The organism is Shewanella sp. HL-SH5 (assembly GCF_051163755.1).
GTDB lineage: Bacteria > Pseudomonadota > Gammaproteobacteria > Enterobacterales > Shewanellaceae > Shewanella > Shewanella glacialimarina.
In genome coordinates, this window is record NZ_CP195038.1 from 2,004,276 (window position 1) to 2,022,896 (window position 18,621).

An 18,621-nucleotide genomic window follows, 5' to 3' on the forward strand; every position below is an offset into this window, starting at 1 on the left:
CCTCTTACAAAGAGGCGTTGATAATAGAAAACAATATTGCGTTAATTAAGTATTACTCTCCTATCGCAGATGAACCTATACACGGTTGCCAAAAACAACGTCTTCTTTTAAGTCTAACCACATTGGCTGCTGGGCCATTACCTTGGTAAACATCCTGCTTTGTAAATAACCGTTAAGCCACTGACGCAGCTTTGGATAAGGAGATTGCAAATACCATTGCCGCTCTACCCTGGCAAACTGACGTACAAACGGCATTAAAGCTAAATCTGCCAGGCTTGGTTTATCTGACATTAAATATTGATGCTGGCAGAGTCGCTTTTCAAGGTCTGCTAGATAAGGTTCACACTTTTGCCTGTCATCAAGAAGTGAAGTCTCGTGGTAACGTTTAGAACAGCGATATTGCTCTAAATGTCCTTTAAACTCACTATCAAACCTTTCAATCAGAACTCGCATTTCAGCTAAGGCATTGGGTGCTGATTTGTGGAGATAGTCATTGGGATCGGTTTGTGAAAAAGCCCACTGCATAATCGATAAACTTTCATCAATGACCGCATTATCAAGTGTGACTAATACAGGGACAGTCCCTTTAGGCGATACAGCAAGCATTTCCGCGGGTTTATTACTCAATATTAAATCGCGTAAATACACCTGCTGACCAGAGGCGTATATAGCTAATCTAGCGCGTATCGCATAGGGGCAATTTCTTAAAGAATAAAGAACAGGTAATGGCATGAAATTATTTCATCAGTAATCCGTTTAAAGAAAATATATTATATCACATTGCTAACTTAACTCTGATGCTATTACTCGTCGCTATATTAAAGATATACTAATATCGAGCGTTTCTCTGAGTGTGTTGTAAACCGCTATATATCTGCCAATAAACAAGCAATGATTGAAAATAATGAACAGCAGATTAGACTTATGGGTGGGATAATCACCAAACTAGACCTCCGTGGATAATCCCTTACCGTTCTAAACAGTGATTCTGAGTATAGATTATCATTAGTCCCGCTTGGATGACTTAGTTCGCTTTTTCAGCGGTATAATATGTTGGCTTTTTATGAAAATTACTCGGCTTCGCTTTACTTTGGTAATGCTGAATACAATACACGGTAGAAACTTGAATCATAAGCAATATACTCACTTGTTTCGGCGAGCCGGGGACAATTTGCCTTGACGGTAATGAGGTAAAAGCTTCGCTGTTACACGCATCAATTACAGATTCTTTATCCGATGAAATTACTTTGAACACGTTTAAACCTGAGGTATTAAATTGCTTTTACCAACAATGCAGGGTTGAGAGCATGATGCCTTTAATAATTCACTTACTTTAACTTACCACCCCCTGTTTATTGGTAAATTAATTGAGGCGACAAATATCCTGATACAAGGAGATATATGTAAAAGGCCGAGATTGTTATCTGAATTATTGGAGGGCTAACAAAGCAAAAGACAAAGTGATACTGTATTTTTATTGTAAAAAGCTAGGGATCTATTAATAGTGCTCTAACTAGATACCTTGCGTATATCAATTGCGGTGTTATTATTTGATTAATTATTACCTTTGATCATAAAAAGGATTACATTCATAGATAATTCAGATACTAAGCTCGAAAGCTTTGGCGTGTTGCAACAAACTCGTGTAATTGCTTTATTCTCCCTCGTTGGCATGTCAATCACCTTCGCCATGGCGCTTTTTGCTATTTACGATAATAATTTTATATTATTTCTAGCCTTAGGCCTATCTAGTGTCATTTATGCTGCTGCCTACTATCTTGTTAAACAAAAAAAACATGTTAAGTTAAGCTCGTACATTGTTATTTATTCACTTTATGTATTGATGTTTTACTTAATTTACTCGGGTGGAGTTGCCTTAACGGGACCGCTGTGGATTTTTATTGTTCCTCCCGTATCTTTGTATATTCATGGTTTCAAGCGTGGCTTAATCAATATTGTTATCTTTATCGTAATAAGTTGTCTGATTATGTTTTGGCCACAACACATTTATACCCACGCTGTTTACCCTACCGAGTTTAAACTTAGGCTACTGTATTCATTTTTAACCATCAGTTTTTTATCTGCCCTGTATGAATTTTCTAGAAATGAATTGTATAACAATGCGTTAGTTCTTAACGCTAAGTTACATCATCTTGCTCATTTTGATGAACTGACTGGGTTACATAATCGCAGAAATGCGCAAGGCATATTAAATCAATATGTCAGTACTGCAGACGTCTCAGCGCCTTTTTCGGTATTATTATGCGACATCGATTATTTTAAGCAGGTTAATGATAAGTATGGTCACAATGCGGGGGATAAGCTGTTAGTTGATATTGGAAAGGTATTTAATCATAACTTAAGAGATTTAGATTATGTCGCACGATGGGGCGGAGAAGAGTTTCTTTTTATATTAACCGATACTGATAAAGTAAAAGCTTTTGACGTTGCAGAAAGGGTTCGTTGTGCAGTATCACAATATCTTTTTAGTCTGGAAGAAGAAGATATCAGCGTAACAATTAGTATTGGTATAGCAGAATACCACTCTCAGTTAACCAAAGATCAGTTAATTAATTACGCCGACAAGCATCTCTATGAAGCAAAAAGATTAGGCCGTAATCGCTCAATTCCAGTACCAAAATATTAAACAAGCTTAATCCTGTTTATAGTATTTAACGCAGTTTCTACCGTCAGATTTCGCTAGGTAAAGCTGTTTATCGGCACGTGCAAGTAAGGTATCGACATCATCACCCGTTTTAAAGTTTGAAATCCCTATAGATACCGTAACATGACCAAGATTTTGTTTAGTCTCTTTACCAATTGTTAGCTGTTTAGCAGATATTCGAGTTCTTAATTTCTCGGCGACAATCACGGCATCACTTATTTTGGTGTCTGGCAACATGATAATGAATTCTTCACCGCCATAACGAGCAACGAAATCTTCACCTTTAACGGCATTTTTCAAGGCTAAAGCGACATAAGCTAGCACCTTGTCACCTATCAGATGGCCATATGTATCATTAAAGGCTTTAAAATTATCGATATCAATCAGTAATAAGCAGCAGCCTGTTTGTGTTTCTTGAAAAGAGGTGAGTTGCTCTAATGCAAAAACTTCATATGCGCGACGATTATTTAATGAGGTTAATTCATCTGTCATTGCCACCTTACTTAAATTTTCCATTTCACCTTTTAAGTTAAGCAGTTCCTCACCAAGTGTGACAAGATCAGATTTCATTCTATTATTATCAGCAACAACCTGCTCTACTTCTGCCGCTATATTTAGTACTAAATCGGCCAACATTTCTGACGATGGGTTTTGTTGTAGTTGCTCACTAAACCCGGATAAATTCTCACCAAATGAGGCTGTACCTTCGGTCATTTGATCAATTTTATTAAACAAGCTTTTTATTAGAATATGCGTTTCAATCTGAACATTTTCAATGATTTCTGGGCTACGCTCTTCAATAAAGCGATTATAGAGACCTGAAGTGACGCTGGGAGTAAACACGACTCCATTGGCAATTAAACCATCAATAGCTCTTTTTAAATTAAGATTCGATTCGGCAAAATACTCATACCAAATTGCATAATTTTCTGGGGTCACGGGAATATTAAGCGCTGTCATTTTAGGTACGGCGAGTCTAAGAATATCTGCTGTTTGCTCTATATTTTGGTTATGCTGCATCATCTACGACTATCCTAATGACATTGTGACTGGTGTTAATGACTATAATAATGTTATGTCACACTTGTTACAGAAAAACAATTGTTTACGTGTAAATAGGTGTTAATTTGTTACTGGCCGCACAGCCATTTCTATTATAATGTTAAAGATTAAATTTAATTTTATTTTTAACCCTTTTGTTATCTCTGTGCGTTTACAATTATATATTAGGTAATTATTTGGACGTCAAAGAGGTTTTTATGAATTATGTATTACCATTATCAGTTGTACTTTTATCAACTGGTCTATCATTTTCAGCTAATGTGATGGCGACAAGTCCCGTTTATCAAGAGCAACTAAATACTCTGTCTGCTAAAACAGATGTGTATACCGCAAGTGATTATGTATCTTCAGAGCAAATTAAGATGTTTCCTAAGCCTGATGACAATATGAAACAGCATGTTATAACACTGCCTACATTATCAAATGAAGACCAGTATATGCTTGAAATCCAGATAGGTCAGAATAAGTTAGTCGATTGTAATCGGCATAAACTTATGGGTGAAATTGTACAAAAAACGGTTGAAGGCTGGGGGTATAATTACTTTCAGGTAGATAAAATAATGACTGGCCCAAGTACCATGATGATGTGCACTGAGCCTAAGACGACTCAGTTTGTGATACTAGGGGAAAGTATAAATGAGAATTATGATAGCCGTTTACCAAAAATATACTACTTGCCACATGATGCACAGCTAAGATATCGCATTTGGCGCGCTGAAACACCTTTTAGCTTTAGTGGTAACTAACTCTGTAATATATTGTTTTTGAATAATAATCAAGCTCGGTTGTTGTAATGTTTGGCGATACTAATTTGTATTAACGTGTACTTATTGCTATGTACTCATTTACAGGTATTCGCTCACATTGGATATAATAGCCGAGCATTCAATATTCTATTTTGATGCTTTAAAATGATTAATATCGTCTTACTCGAACAACTTGCATTGTTTCAACTTTGAAACCCGCTACAGTCTGCTCTCGTGGGTAATAAGTTAAATTCACTTTTTGACCCACCAAGCTTTTAAACTTTTTATTACGACGATATTTGAAAGGAACATCAAAACCTTTAATCATTAAGGTTTGTAATACCCATTCACCCTGCTCTCGCTGAGTATGCGACTCAACTGTCACGCCGTCACTGTGGATTAGGTTTGAATGTTTTTTGAGTAACTCATCACTGTCTGTAGTCATTTATCCTCCAAAGTGTTTACAACATTTACGATCTCTTGATAGCGCCATTCGCTTAATGCACCATATCCAGCCAGATTTTTAACCTTTAATCTGGCCAGAATGGGCACACTCATACCCGCAAGAAACTTTGTTAACGTAGAATGAGTGATAGTAATATTTTTAACTTTAACCTGTCGTTCTAATTCAGTTATAAACTGATTAAGTTGGTTTTTATCAATTTTTTGGCTTGTATGGGTAACAGGCAACTTTGCGACTTTACCGTCACACACACTGCAATGATGGCATTCAATTGGCGCGTTCATATCATCAAAGTAACACGCTAAGTTTCGCGACAAACACTTACCTAGCTCGAAAAAACGGACTAACTGGGCAATACGCAGTATCTCTTTAGTCTCTTTATCTTTAAAGTATGTATGCATTTGCGAAGCAATAGAAACCTCAACAATAGCGGTCATATTAACATAAAATACTTGAGTCATTTTCTTTGTTTCTAAAATAATTAATTCTTGCTCGGCTAAGTACTCAAGTGCGGCAACGACTCTTGCTCTAGGCTCCTTTGTGGCTTGATGTAATCCATCAAAATCAAGTTGGCCCCAGATTTTTTTGAACTGAGTATGGTCAAATATCTTTTGTATAAATGCGGCTCTAGATGGGTCAAAACGAGCCAACAAATCCAGCTTGTCAATTAACAATTGGTATTTAAAATCTGCAAAATAAGCAAATGTAGGTTGGATAACGCCCTGCAGTTCAAGTTGAACCAACAGCGTTTTCAAAGGCAATGTTTTGATATTACAGGCTTTGGATAGTGCCAGCTCTTGCATTTCCCATTTGCCGGTTTCATCCGTTTCTGTTTGAATAATGTTGAGTAATTTTTCGATATCTTGCAAATCTGGCGTATCAGCGTAAACAAAATTCTCAATGGTATTTAAGCCATCTAAATTGGCTAAGGTGATACATGTTGATGCTTGGCCATCTCTACCTGCTCGTCCTATTTCTTGACTGTAATTTTCGATTGATTTAGGTAAATCGTAATGAATGACAAAACGAATATCAGACTTATCTATGCCCATACCAAATGCAATAGTGGCTACAATGACTTGAATTTGGTTGCTCATAAACTGTTGCTGGATTGATTGCCTAGCCTGGGTATCCATACCAGCATGATACGCCTGCGCATTGATACCATTGCTTACTAGCGTGCTAGCAACTTGTTCTGCGGTTTGTTGCAATGTCACATATACAATACCACTGCCAAATAAGGCTTGGATTTGGCGAGTTAATTGCTGTGTCTTATCCAACTTAGCAACAGGAACGACCTGTAAGTTAAGATTGTCTCGATAAAACCCAGTTTGAATGACATGTTGAGCTTTAATACCAAATCGGGCACACATGTCCTGCTTAACTTTCTTGGTTGCTGTCGCGGTTAATAACAGCACTTGTGGAATAGAAAACGTTTGGCAAATTTGCGGTATTTTAAGATAGTCTGGCCTAAAATTGTGCCCCCATTCTGAAATACAGTGAGCTTCATCTACCACAAGCTGAGAAATAGTCACTTGGGAGAGGAACTGCCTGAATCTTTCATTTTTAAACCGTTCAACCGACACCATCAGTATTTTACATTCACCCTGCTTTACCGAGTGCATGACAGATTGAATTTCTTGTTGATTAAGGCTTGAATCAATACTTGCTGCGTTTATGCCTGTTGATTTAAGAAAAATCAATTGGTCTTGTATTAACGCAAGTAAAGGGGAAATGACCAAAGTAAGATGGGGGAGATTAATTGCACTGAGTTGATAACAAAGTGACTTACCTGATCCCGTAGGAAATATTGCTAGCGTAGACTGTCCTTGTATAACCTGCTGTATAGCCTCTAACTGACCGTCTCTGAAAGTATCAAAACCAAATTGTTGTTTTAATTGCTGATACAAATATGCTGCACTGTGGCGATCGGTCATCAATCTATTCCTAACGTTATCATGCTATGTATGAGCGGGAAGTTTCCTCGCAATATATTTATTGATTAGTTCAGTTAACTTGTCTTCAAAAAACTCTTCAAGTTGGGCTAAATCAGCGTCACAGGCTAAAACATATTTAGCCGCTTTATCTTTTGTTAATATTTTACCTGCAAGGCTGTATTGTAACTCATCTAAACTTTTATCAAATCTGGGAGTAAGTTGCCATTGGCAAATATCAGCATTGAGTGACTGCAATGCACGTTCTGCGATGGAGCAAAATATTTCAATATGATCAATTCCATCTGGCCCTAAGCAACCAGGTTCTAGGCGATACAGTATCACCATTTTGCTATTAACCATGCTTTGACTATGTTGAGTAACGCCATCACCCATGAGGAAATATCCTTAATATACCTGCATCAATTCAGTACTATAATCTTACTTGTTATTAATTTAGATCGCGAATAAATTAACATTGGTGACTATTTCGCTGCATGTACAGCATCAAGATACTGCTGTTGATAATCACTAATTGGCGTTAATGTGTCTTTTGCGCGTCGATTTCTACCCAGTAATGATGACTCAACAAACAAATCGAACCATTTCTGAAGTACGGCACCATTTAAAGGCTCTCCAGCAGCTTCAAGCGCTAATGCTGCAACTTCCGCCGTGCCTAATTGAAAGTCATGGCTCCCTTTTCTAAGTGCATAGGTTGCCAAGATCTCAGGAGAAAAAGACAGTACCGGCATACTGTGAAGATAAGTACTTTTACGATACATTTTTATGGCTTCACGCCAACTGCCATCAAGCATCACTAATAAGGGACGCTTGCCCGCTAATTGCTGCGTGTCAACATGATTGATAACAGGCTGATGACTTTCAATATACTGCTGAGGAAAAATTAAATAAGGCTGATAGATGGGGTTATCTAAGAGTGCCAACATTGCTTGAGGCGGACTGGTTCTGTCCCATAAAAAAGCATGAGTGTCTGGAATCAGATCGGCAATTAATCGACCAGAGTTAGTCGGCTTTAACACTTCATCATTATACATTACCAACAAAAAACTCACTGTCGATGTCAGTAACTGACGTAACGCACAGGTACAAAATTGTTCACCTAATAGGCACAGGTCACAACGAACGAGCTTCTTTCCTCTGGCACCAAATGGCTTAGTTGAGAGTGACTTTCTATATAAATAGAGTTGATGAACAGCGTGCTGTGGCTCATTTGACTTGTCAGTCATAACTTTCACTTATGCAATGAAAAAATCACCACTTAGATAAGTGATGATTTTTAGATAATTAGCTGGCTATTATAAAATACGTTTTAGCAAAAAGTCTGCTTTTAATCGCCGTATTCGATTCATTATCTTTTGAACCGGCTGCGGGTAAGTACGTAATGCGTCTAATTGACTGTAGTGAAATAAGCGCTCTGTATATTGCAGAATATGGATTTGCTCATCAATAAACTGTTGCTTCCAGCTGCCGGATTCATCATGCAATAACAGGCCGTTTTCTAGATCTAATGCCCATGCCCTAGGGTTTAGATTTGAACCGGTTATCAAATGTTTTCTATCATCACAACTGATGCCTTTAAGATGATATGAGTTATGTTCATGCTTCCACAAGTGGATACTCAATAGTCCTGATTCAATGGCCCATTGCTGACGTTTGGCAAACTTGCGTAACGACTGCTCATACATATAAGGTAAGGCGCCAATGGTAGAGAAATCTTTTTCTGGTGGAATATAAAAATCATTGGCGGTTTTATCACCGACGACGATATCCACTTTAACGCCCTCTTTTAGCTTCTTGTTTATCACTTTAGATAACGCAGCTGGCGGATTAAAATAGGGCGTACAAATGAAAAGGCGTTTTGATGCACTGTCAACCAAATCAATAATGACTTGATTTAACGTATTGTCTTTTTTTCCAAGTCCAACAAGTGGCGTGACTCTATTGCCAATACGAGTAGACACATATTCGTAGTGAGCTTGTGATAAACGGTTTTTAAAATTGCGAATATCATTTTTGTCACTAACCACTTCGGTTTCAACTGGCTGTGTTAATGCTGTTACTGCAGGATCGCTAATAATGTAATCTTGGATCATAGTGCGCATGCTTTGTGCAAGTTCAGCACTTTTAATCAGATGGTATCGATCAAAGCGATATTTATCAGCTTGCTGCATGTAAATATTATTGATACTTGCGCCACTATAAATAACTGTGTCATCAATAATAAAACCCTTTAAGTGCAACACGCCCATAAACTCACGTGACTTTACTGGAACACCTAAAATATCAATGGGATATTGTGCTGCAGCAATGGCTTTTCTATATAAGATATAATTACCGCTATCCCCTTTTTGGCCAATCAAACCTCTTCTAGCCCGATGATAGTCAACCAGTACTTTAACATCGAGTGAAGGATTATTGGCTTTGGCGGTTAATAATGCTTGTAGCACTTCTCTACCCGCTTCGTCATCTTCAAGGTACAAAGCAGCAATATAAATTGATGTTTTAGCTGACGCGATTTGACTCATTAACGTTTGTTTGAAATTTTTGGGTGTTAATAACCAATTTAACGCATCAGGTGATAATGAAATTCCACCAAGCTTGTCCAGCAAGGCATCCTCCTTAAAATTGTGTACCATTGCGATAATACCTTTCACGCTCTAAAACATGAAAAATGACAACAATATCTTTAATTGATGACTGTACCGTTAATATGATATCGCGAACGGCGTACTCGACAGCATCTTGAATAAGTTTATCACGGGGGAACCAAGATATTTCGATCAACACCAGCCCTAAAAACGGACTTGCACCACTAAATTGCTTTGATTCAATCCACTCTAATGTATAACTACTCTTTGCATTACCACAGAGTTTAGAAAGCTGCTCAAATAATGGTTGGCTGATCTGCTCCGCAACGCGTTGGTTAACACCACGTATTGTTATGTGGGGCATATCGTTAACTCTGACTGTAAACAAGTTGGCATAGAAAGTACCGATTTAAAAACTATTGAGCAAGAAATTTCTGTTAAAACCCCTCATACCAGCATTTTTAGCAGTTTAAATGCTCACTTTTGTGGCGTAAAGCCCGTAATAATTGTAAATTTTTATTTTATACAAATCATTTTAAAACGCTTACAATTGCCGTAGTTTACCTAGATTGATTACCTTAAGTTGCTGATATATGCGTTTACATAAACCGTTAAACTTGTTCATTACCGCTTTAGTGTTATTTTGCCTAGATAGCTCAGCACAGCAAGTATTAACTCATACACAAATAGAACAAGATAGTGCAGAGGATCAGCTACATGTTGCTGCAATAATGAATTTGATCAAGCCGGAATCATCACTCATAGCATTAAGTGTGTGGGATTTAGCTGATAATAGGAGCGTATTTAAACAAAATTCAAATGCATTGATGAACCCTGCCAGTATACAAAAATTACTGACGGCATTAGTCAGTGCAAAACAACTGGGTCAATCATTTCAATATAGAACCCAGCTTTTAAGCGATCAGAAACTCGACATCACAAATGGTATATTGAAAAATGAGCTTTATGTTACTTTTTCTGGTGATCCAACTCTAAAGCAACGCCATTTAATCACCTTGATTAATCAATTAAAACAAGCAGGTGTTCACACTGTTAATGGCAACATACATCTTATTGGCCATCACCAAGATCAGCTTCAAGCACCTGGTTGGGTGTGGGATGATTTAGGCATTTGTTATGCCGCCCCTATCTCTAGTTTTATTATTGATAAAAATTGTGTTTTCGCTAGGCTTAGCGCAAATGGTTACAACAAAAAGGCGACCTTAAAAGTCATGGGGAAAAGACCGATATATGTTGAAAATGAAGCCGTTTTCGCGCCATATCAGCCAAGTGCTATTCCATGCGATTTACAGTTAATAAGAAAAGACAGTAATCATTTTACTCTTAAAGGTTGTTACGCTGGAGCCAAATCTTTACCGTTAGCCATTGCAATTAACGAACCTCAAGGTTATGCCGTCAATGTTGTTAAAGCGATTTTTAAGCAACAAAAGATAAGGTTAACCGGTAAAGTTGTTGTTGATACAACACTGGCCATACCAAATGGAGAATTGCAGCCTATTGCCACGCATTTATCAGCACCTTTGCCTAAGCTGATTGATGAGATGTTACTTAAATCAGATAACCTGATGGCTGAAGCCTTATTACGCACCAGCGCCGAAGATTTTACACAACAGCCATTAAACTTTAAGCAGACAACACAAGCTTTAGTCGTCATGTTACGTGAATTAGGGATTGAGCTTGAAATGGCAAACATTGCCGATGGCTCAGGCCTTTCTCGCTATAATTTATTATCCGCAGAACATGTTATGGCTGTTTTAAAAGTCATTGCCACTGATCAGGATTATCAATACTTACTCGGCAGTCTGCCTGTTGCGGGCATAAAAGGCACCTTAAAGTACAAACGTTATTTCACTAAACCGCCATTAAAGTTCAAAGTCATGGCGAAAACCGGCAGTATGTTAGGCGTGTCAAACTTAGCGGGCCAGTTTCAAGCATCTAATGGTAAAATGTATCTGTTTGTGTTGATCGAAAATGGACTTAGTCCGAAAATCAAGCGAAAACAAAAAGCCCCTTTCTCGGCTATTTTATTGCAAAACCTAATGGACATACCATTAGTTCGTCTACCAAATTAGTTCGTCTAACAAAAGATCACTCTATTCAGTAGAGTAAAGTCAAATAACTGCCAACAAAAAAAGCACCTTTCAGGTGCTTTTTAAACTGGTGATATTACCTTTGTTAGTAAATGATGACTTTGTTAAAACATTTCAGCCGGCATCTGCATAATAGACACATCACCCTGATTAACCTGAGACAAATGGTAATCCACTTTGACCAGTAATTTATCCATATAAAAGTCAGCTACATAGCGCTTTTGTTGGCTAAAGTCTTTATCAATGTGATGAGTAGACTTATCCGCCATAACTAACCAGAAATATCCATATAATGCATAACCAAATGCATCCAAATAATCGACCGCACTAGCATTAATCAATGCAGGATGAGCTACTTTATTATCGTTAATGTAGGCCGCTGTAACTAATAAAGCATTCAATCGTTCGCTGACTGCAGCAATATGCTTTTCGGATACATGGGTAAGGGTTTGTAGAGTTTGAATTGATTCTTCAATAAATAATGTCAAAGCAACTAAATTATCTCCGGTCACTTTACGGCCTAAGAAATCAATGGCTTGAATACCATTTGTACCTTCGTAAATTTGAGCAATTCGAGTATCACGTACAAATTGTTCTATACCCGTTTCACGAATATAACCATGACCACCAAAAACTTGCTGCGCCATAATAGTCGCATCAAGGCCTCTATCGGTTAAAAATGCTTTCGCAACAGGTGTTAATAATCCGACATACTGGCTGGCTTTGGCTTTTACATCGCCTTCGCCATATTTAGCCAAATCAAGTTGCTTACCAGTCAAAACCGATAAGGCGCGCCCAGCTTCTGTCATTGCACGAATTGTGAGTAACATACGACGCACGTCACCGTGCACAATAAGGGGATCTGACACGCCCGTTGGCTTAGTGCCTGCGGCTACGCCTTGCAAACGCTCTTTAGCATATTCACTGGCCATTTGATAAGCTGCTTGTGCGTTTCCTAGCCCTTGTATGCCAATCGCTAAACGTTCATAGTTCATCATGGTAAACATACACACTAGGCCACGCTCTGGCTCGCCTATCAAGTAACCAATGGCGTTATCATAATTCATCACACAAGTCGCTGAGGCTTTCAGCCCCATCTTATGTTCAATTGAACCAACCGTTACACCATTAGCCTCGCCTAAGCTGCCATCAAGATTAACCTTAATTTTTGGCACTAAAAATAATGAAATACCTTTAGAATCTGGTAATTTTGCTAACACGAGATGGATAACGTTCTCAGTTAAATCCTGATCGCCACCAGTGATAAAGATTTTATTACCTGTGATGGCGTAACTGCCATCCTCTTGTGGTATGGCCTTAGTGCGAATACCACGTAAATCAGACCCGGCATGCGGCTCTGTCATATCCATGGCACCAGCCCATTGGCCAGAGTATAAGTTAGGTAAGTAGGTTTGTTTTAACTCATCACTAGCATGGGCATTAATACACAGTGCGGCGCCAGCCGTTAGCGAACTATAGAGAACGAATGAATTACAAGCACTGTAGCCCATTTCGTCGACCAAAATACCTAGCATTTTAGGCATACCCATACCGCCAAATTCGGCATCACCACAAAGACCAACCCAGCCGCCTGCAGAAAATTGATTGTATACTTCTTTAAATCCATCGGGAGTAATAATTTTATTGCCATCATGGACGACGCCTTGTTCATCACCGCTTCTATTAATAGGGTGAAGTAAGTCGCGACTGATTTTGTTGGCTTCATCAAGAATAGCAACTGCAGTGTCCATATCAACCATGTCAGCTAATTCTGGTAATTGTTGCCAGGTATTTGTGGCATCAAATACGTCTTCTAACAAAAATTTCATGTCCTTTAGGGGCGCTTGGTATGGGTTCATATCAGTCTCTCAAACGAATAATTAAAACAGGTGTTTAAATTTATATAATTTACTCGCTGAATACAAGTGTAAACTGGTTCATTTACGATATTGCGTTAAAATTATACTACTTAATATATTTACGAATGCTTAACCGTTTTAGGCCATTTTTAAGTTAGAATAACTGCAATTGTTAACGATGTAGATGTAATGATGCCCCTGCAAAAGTTTTATGACTCTCTTGAACAAGTAACTATAATTGGTAATGCTGATGGAGATTGGCTGCCATCAGCTAATGGCGTTTCGATCACCTTCAATGCTACGCAACATAAAGACACTATTACTATTTGTAACGGTCCTTATGCCGGTGTAGACGAGGCATTTACAGTAGAAAGAAGTCATAACGATGCTATTTTTGTGCAAATATTAACCACAGTTGCTAACAGCTTAATAAAAAGAATTGATTGTTGGCCGTCATCTGGTCTTGTTACTGCAATAATGTCTGCAATGATATCTAAAACTGTTTACTTAACTCGCATGTCATTATTGCCTTCATTGGCAAGAAGCGTAACCATGGGGGAAACAGAAACTTTACCCTGTATGGTTCATAATTGGCTTGGTGAGAGGCGTATTGCATTAGGGATAGCACTCACTCATCCTCATCTGCATTGGCCCGAACTTTATGTGAAACCCAAATTTAACTCATCAATAGCTAACCAAAATGGATTTAATCCAATTTCAGCATTATTGGGTGAGCATAATGATATGCAGACCCCGGCTTTAAAATGCCAAGTAACGCTACCTGATGACTATGTTGAGCAGCTGCAAATACTGAAACAAATAGCGAGTTTAGACGCACACTTCTGGCTTGAAGCAGCTGACATAAATAACCTACTTAAATGTGAAAAACTATTTTATAATCAAACACCTGAAAATGGATTGTCCAATTGGTTTTTGATGGATTTTAATGCATCTCAGCATCTAGATGATATTCGCCATCATCTAGCATATTGCCAACAAATTTTGGCATTTAAAGCATTAAGGGTATAAAAAAAGCCTCAATCAATTGAGGCTTTTTTTATGTTGCAGTAATTATTTACCACATCAGATCATCAGGAATAGCATAATTAGCATATGGATCATCTGCATCAGCAACTTGTGCGACTGCATCTTGTGCGCTTGAATCCCATAAATACCCGCACCACTGAGGAACCAATAAATTAACTCTCACCGCCAACTTGTGGGGGACTAAATAGCTTTTATCTTCATAACGAATAATGCCCAATGAACCATTTAATAATTGGCCTTGAATTTTGTCATTAATATAGACAGAAAAAATCTTTTTTTCTAAGGTGTAGTTAAATTTAGTCTCAGCATCTTTTGGAATAGTGATGGCAAATTTTATGAATTCAGAGATTAAACCTTTCACTTGGCCTTTTTCAGTTGCTTCATTAAAGCGTTGTTCGTTCAACTGCTTATCTTTTTTAGCTTGAAGCTGTTTTTGCTCTGCTATTTGTTGCTTTAATACCGTGCTACCGTCGTCAACGTTGGCTTTCTTATCGCGACGCTTCTGTGTTTTCACATTTTTAACGCTTTGTTTGCTAGTTAAACCCGCTTTTAGTAATTGATCTTGTAATGCATTTGCCATGGTAGAACCCTTAATTATAATCCGTGTTTTGCTGCCAAACTGCCTAATTCGGTCATTGCGATACTCGCGCCCCCAAGTGACCAGCCACCGTCCACTGGCAACACGACGCCTGTGATATAAGAAGCCATATCGGAAGCTAAAAATAATGCGGCATTGGCAATATCTTGTTTCTGGCCATTACGTTGTAATGGCACACTTGAAGCGACTTTTTGTTGTAATGCTTCACTGGGAGCAAGTCTATTAAAACCTTCCGTTCCCTCAATTGGCCCTGGCACGATTGAATTTATCCTGACTCCCTCTATCCCCCACTCTAAAGCTAAAGTGCGCGTTAACATATCGACCCCTGCTTTAGCAGCGCAAACGTGAACCTGCAAAGGCATAGCGATATAGGCTTGAGGCGCTGAAATTTGGATAATAGAAGCTTTGGGGCGTTTCAGTAAAGAATAAGCTTGTTTAAGCACTTGAAAACTGCCAATAAGATCAATATCGATAACTGACTTGAAGCCATTATTAGACAGTTTAGCTGCACTGGCAGGAAAATTACCTGCCGCGCCACTCACTAATACATCGATATGGCCATAGGTTTGTGCAATAGTGGCAAACCCTATCGCTAAAGCGTTTTCATCTCGTACATCAAAACTGACGCCAATGTGTGTGCCACTTGGGTTTGCTTGCTTTAATAATTCAACGGCTGAGTTCACTTTGTCTGCATTTCGACTGGCGACGGCTATATTGGCGCCAGCTTGGGCGAAACTAATGGCAACGTGTAAATTGATCCCAGAAGTGCCACCGACAATAACGACATTTTGACCTGTATAATCAAACATATTTTATCCTTAATACGTTCAGCAAGTGAGCTACAAAATTAGCGATACTATTAGACTTGTAAAGATTGATGTATTGCCGTCAGCGCTGCGAGAGGATCTGCAGCCTGCGTAATTGGGCGACCTATTACTAAGTAATCAGAACCCGCGATAATAGCTTGTGGTGGCGTCATAATCCGATGTTGGTCGCCTGCATCACTTCCTACAGGGCGTATGCCAGGGGTAATTAAATTAAAATCTTGACCAAAAGTCGATTTCAATAATTTTGCTTCCTGGGCCGAGCACACCACACCGTCTAAACCAGCTTGATGTGTTAGCTTAGCTAAACGTAACACATGTTCAAATGCTGGTACGTTAATACCAAGCAAGACTAAGTCTTCATCAGACATTGAAGTTAGTACAGTAACCGCAATTAATAATGGTGCATCTTTACCATATTTGTCTAGGGATTGTTTTGCCGCTTGCATCATGGCTAAGCCGCCACTGGCGTGCACATTGGTCATCCAAACGCCCAGATCAGCTGCGGCACTAACAGCTTTAGCAACAGTATTGGGAATATCATGAAATTTAAGGTCTAAAAACAAATCAAATTTACGCTGATGAATATCGTTGACAAGTGTTGGCCCAAACAAAGTGAACATTTCTTTGCCGATTTTTAACCGGCATAAAGCAGGATCAAGTTTATCAATAAGCGTTAAGGCTTCAGCTTTGTTGTTATAATCTAAAGCCACAACAATAGGTTTATCAGTCATACTTTCTCCAACGTTTGCAGTCAATTTTTTGAATTTTTATTTGCGCTAAAACTCAATGAGAACAAAAATCTATTCACCATCAAGCCCCTTTATTCGCTTAATGCTGCCCCAATGCTTACAAGAAGGACAATGCCAATACAAGGCATGCGCAGGAAAGCCACACTCACGGCAGCGGTAGCCAGGTCGAAATTTAATTTGTTGTTCTACTAATTTTTCAAGCATAGATAAACTTTGTTTAGCTTTACCATCTTCAGCTTGCTTAATATGCAGCTTCATTAAGTGCTGAAAAACCTTTCATGGTGGGATGTCGATATAAATTATCTAACATCATAGCTTCAGCTGAATCACTATTATTTTTTGAAATCTGATGCTCTGCCAATGCAATAGCAACACTCGCACCCGCGCCTTGTTTTAATGCCAGACTCAAAAGTTGCTCATAACCTTCGCTGTCCGATGACTGGCGGTAAACTTGTTTGGCAATGTTAATACTGTCGGGGAACAGTGCTATATCAGCATCAATTAATTGAAGTAACGAATCCTTACATTCTTTTATTTGATCACTATCGAGATAAATATTCGCTAATGCAAGCCATGCACGCCCACAACTGGCGTCCTGCTTGATAGCTAATTGAAGTTTTTTAATTTTGACGAGCATGTCTGTAGCTTCATCAGCAAGCTGACAGTAGAAATGTGCGGTGGTAACTTTGAACACTTGCTGACGCTTTTTGGGCAGTTTTTTTGTCACATCAATGGCATTTTGCCATTCCTTAGTGACCTGATAGATTGAAATAAGCTGAGATTCGGCTTCTTCACTGTGATCATCTTGATTGACAAGATTAAGAAAGATTTCTTCTGCCCTATCGTAAAATCCGGCAGCCATATAATCTTTACCTAACTCCATCATAGCGATATCACGTTGTTCAGCGGTCAAGTTTGGTCTAGCGATAAGATTTTGATGAATACGAATAGAGCGGTCAACCTCACCGCGTTTTCGAAATAATGAACCTAATGAAAGATGAGTATCTATTGTTTCATCATCAACATCTAGCATACTAATAAATAGGTCAACGGCTTTATCTGACTCATTAGAAAGCAAAAAATTCAAGCCGGTAAAATAATCACGGCTTAATTTTTTACTTTTTTGACGATCGCGTTGCAGAATACTTCTGCGCCCCATGTACCAGCCGTAACCGGCTGCGATAGGCAATAATAAGAACAAAATTTCAAGCATAGTTAGCTAACGGTATCCGCATTAAGTTGCTCTGTTGTACGGTTAGTCGGTATAGCCGTAATGTGACCAAGTTTGCTCAGACTTTTATTGGCTTTACGCAGTGCCAACTTCATTTTCATGATGTAAAAACTGGCTAATAACCAACTCAACATAAAACCCGATAAAAATACCACAGCCAAAACAACCGGTAAACGGTACTGTCCCTCTGCGATAAAATAACTCAATGTCACTACCTGCTCATTTTTGGCGCCAAACAATAATGCCAAAATAAACAACAACCCAACAATAATGATTGCAAAAAAAGACTTCACGGGATTCTCCATCAGAACAAAGCAATATAATGATTATCTAAGATATTTACGGCGCTGACCAGCTTTGACTTTCAATAGGTACAAAAAAGCCTCCAATTGGAGGCTTTTTATTCAAGCGTTAATCATTGATTAACCGCATCGACACGTTCGCGCAGTTCTTTTCCTGGCTTAAAGTGCGGTACATATTTGCCATCCAATTCAACTGAGGTACCAGTTTTAGGATTACGGCCAACACGTGGTGCACGATAATGAAGCGAGAAACTACCAAATCCACGGATTTCTATACGATCTCCGCCTTCTAATGTTGTCGCCATTTGGTCCAACATTTCTTTTATGGCAGCTTCAACCTCTTTCGCCGACAGTTGCGACTGCCTAGTGGCGAGTTTTTCGATAAGTTCAGATTTTGTCATCTTAGTTATTTCCTATT

General features: G+C 38.6%; 18 protein-coding genes and 2 pseudogenes. 4 read left to right on the forward strand and 16 right to left on the reverse strand.

The window, feature by feature from the left end; translation table 11 throughout:
• Positions 1-75: 75 nt before the first annotated feature.
• Positions 76-732 carry a glutathione S-transferase gene (locus ACRWQM_RS08740; RefSeq protein ID WP_434931890.1) on the reverse strand — a complete coding sequence of 219 codons (657 nt, stop codon included), beginning with the start codon at positions 730-732 and terminating at the stop codon, positions 76-78.
• Positions 733-1,027: 295 nt separating this feature from the next.
• Positions 1,028-1,225 (reverse strand): annotated as a pseudogene (locus tag ACRWQM_RS08745) (IS3 family transposase); the annotation flags it as partial.
• A gap of 402 nt (positions 1,226-1,627) precedes the next feature.
• On the opposite strand from ACRWQM_RS08745, the gene ACRWQM_RS08750 reads away from it, so the two are divergent.
• Complete coding sequence (locus ACRWQM_RS08750; RefSeq protein WP_434931891.1) at positions 1,628-2,647, forward strand: GGDEF domain-containing protein; 1,020 nt, start codon at positions 1,628-1,630, stop codon at positions 2,645-2,647.
• A gap of 6 nt (positions 2,648-2,653) precedes the next feature.
• Here the strand turns inward: ACRWQM_RS08750 and ACRWQM_RS08755 are convergent, their stop codons facing one another.
• Complete coding sequence (locus tag ACRWQM_RS08755; protein WP_434932012.1) at positions 2,654-3,685, reverse strand: GGDEF domain-containing protein; 1,032 nt, start codon at positions 3,683-3,685, stop codon at positions 2,654-2,656.
• 239 nt (positions 3,686-3,924) lie between these two features.
• On the opposite strand from ACRWQM_RS08755, the gene eco reads away from it, so the two are divergent.
• Complete coding sequence (eco, locus tag ACRWQM_RS08760; RefSeq protein WP_434931892.1) at positions 3,925-4,473, forward strand: serine protease inhibitor ecotin; 549 nt, start codon at positions 3,925-3,927, stop codon at positions 4,471-4,473.
• 169 nt (positions 4,474-4,642) lie between these two features.
• Here eco and ACRWQM_RS08765 read toward each other — a convergent pair whose 3' ends face one another.
• From ACRWQM_RS08765 to ACRWQM_RS08790, 6 genes are all read right to left on the reverse strand, one after another.
• Positions 4,643-4,918: a hypothetical protein gene (locus tag ACRWQM_RS08765; protein WP_434926136.1), complete on the reverse strand. Its 276-nt coding sequence runs from the start codon at positions 4,916-4,918 to the stop codon at positions 4,643-4,645.
• Positions 4,915-6,873 (reverse strand): RecQ family ATP-dependent DNA helicase, encoded by a 1,959-nt coding sequence (locus ACRWQM_RS08770; protein ID WP_434931893.1) that lies wholly within the window; start codon positions 6,871-6,873, stop codon positions 4,915-4,917. Before ACRWQM_RS08770 ends, ACRWQM_RS08765 begins: the two co-directional genes overlap by 4 nt.
• 24 nt (positions 6,874-6,897) lie before the next feature.
• Positions 6,898-7,266 carry a hypothetical protein gene (locus tag ACRWQM_RS08775; protein WP_434926134.1) on the reverse strand — a complete coding sequence of 123 codons (369 nt, stop codon included), beginning with the start codon at positions 7,264-7,266 and terminating at the stop codon, positions 6,898-6,900.
• A gap of 89 nt (positions 7,267-7,355) precedes the next feature.
• A complete protein-coding gene (locus tag ACRWQM_RS08780) occupies positions 7,356-8,117 on the reverse strand; it encodes a tRNA-uridine aminocarboxypropyltransferase (RefSeq protein ID WP_434931894.1) in 762 nt (253 codons plus the stop codon).
• Positions 8,118-8,186: 69 nt separating this feature from the next.
• Entirely contained in the window at positions 8,187-9,500 is a 1,314-nt protein-coding gene (gene pssA, locus ACRWQM_RS08785; protein WP_434931895.1) for a CDP-diacylglycerol--serine O-phosphatidyltransferase, read from the reverse strand.
• A 10-nt stretch (positions 9,501-9,510) separates the two neighbouring features.
• On the reverse strand, positions 9,511-9,843 hold the full coding sequence (locus tag ACRWQM_RS08790) for a DUF1904 family protein (protein WP_434926131.1): 333 nt from the start codon (positions 9,841-9,843) through the stop codon (positions 9,511-9,513).
• A 229-nt stretch (positions 9,844-10,072) separates the two neighbouring features.
• Between ACRWQM_RS08790 and dacB the strand changes: the two genes are divergently transcribed.
• Positions 10,073-11,572, forward strand: a complete 1,500-nt coding sequence (dacB, locus tag ACRWQM_RS08795) for a D-alanyl-D-alanine carboxypeptidase/D-alanyl-D-alanine endopeptidase (protein WP_434931896.1) — start codon at positions 10,073-10,075, stop codon at positions 11,570-11,572.
• A gap of 122 nt (positions 11,573-11,694) precedes the next feature.
• Here dacB and ACRWQM_RS08800 read toward each other — a convergent pair whose 3' ends face one another.
• Positions 11,695-13,449: an acyl-CoA dehydrogenase C-terminal domain-containing protein gene (locus tag ACRWQM_RS08800; protein ID WP_434931897.1), complete on the reverse strand. Its 1,755-nt coding sequence runs from the start codon at positions 13,447-13,449 to the stop codon at positions 11,695-11,697.
• 189 nt (positions 13,450-13,638) lie between these two features.
• Here ACRWQM_RS08800 and ACRWQM_RS08805 point away from each other — a divergent pair, with 189 nt between their 5' ends.
• Positions 13,639-14,478: a hypothetical protein gene (locus tag ACRWQM_RS08805; protein ID WP_434931898.1), complete on the forward strand. Its 840-nt coding sequence runs from the start codon at positions 13,639-13,641 to the stop codon at positions 14,476-14,478.
• A 46-nt stretch (positions 14,479-14,524) separates the two neighbouring features.
• Here ACRWQM_RS08805 and ACRWQM_RS08810 read toward each other — a convergent pair whose 3' ends face one another.
• The 6 genes and pseudogenes from ACRWQM_RS08810 to ihfB all read right to left on the reverse strand — a co-directional run bounded on the left by ACRWQM_RS08810 (position 14,525) and on the right by ihfB (position 18,604).
• Positions 14,525-15,076, reverse strand: a complete 552-nt coding sequence (locus tag ACRWQM_RS08810; RefSeq protein WP_434931899.1) for a DUF2058 domain-containing protein — start codon at positions 15,074-15,076, stop codon at positions 14,525-14,527.
• 14 nt (positions 15,077-15,090) lie between these two features.
• Positions 15,091-15,903: an SDR family oxidoreductase gene (locus ACRWQM_RS08815; RefSeq protein WP_434931900.1), complete on the reverse strand. Its 813-nt coding sequence runs from the start codon at positions 15,901-15,903 to the stop codon at positions 15,091-15,093.
• 50 nt (positions 15,904-15,953) lie between these two features.
• Positions 15,954-16,652, reverse strand: coding sequence for an orotidine-5'-phosphate decarboxylase (pyrF, locus tag ACRWQM_RS08820; RefSeq protein ID WP_434926125.1), 699 nt, complete (start codon positions 16,650-16,652; stop codon positions 15,954-15,956).
• A gap of 69 nt (positions 16,653-16,721) precedes the next feature.
• A pseudogene (gene lapB, locus ACRWQM_RS08825) lies at positions 16,722-17,883 on the reverse strand (lipopolysaccharide assembly protein LapB).
• Positions 17,884-17,885: 2 nt separating this feature from the next.
• On the reverse strand, positions 17,886-18,194 hold the full coding sequence (locus ACRWQM_RS08830; protein ID WP_434931901.1) for a LapA family protein: 309 nt from the start codon (positions 18,192-18,194) through the stop codon (positions 17,886-17,888).
• 122 nt (positions 18,195-18,316) lie between these two features.
• Positions 18,317-18,604, reverse strand: a complete 288-nt coding sequence (ihfB, locus tag ACRWQM_RS08835; protein ID WP_235084747.1) for an integration host factor subunit beta — start codon at positions 18,602-18,604, stop codon at positions 18,317-18,319.
• Between the last annotated feature and the right edge of the window lie 17 nt (positions 18,605-18,621).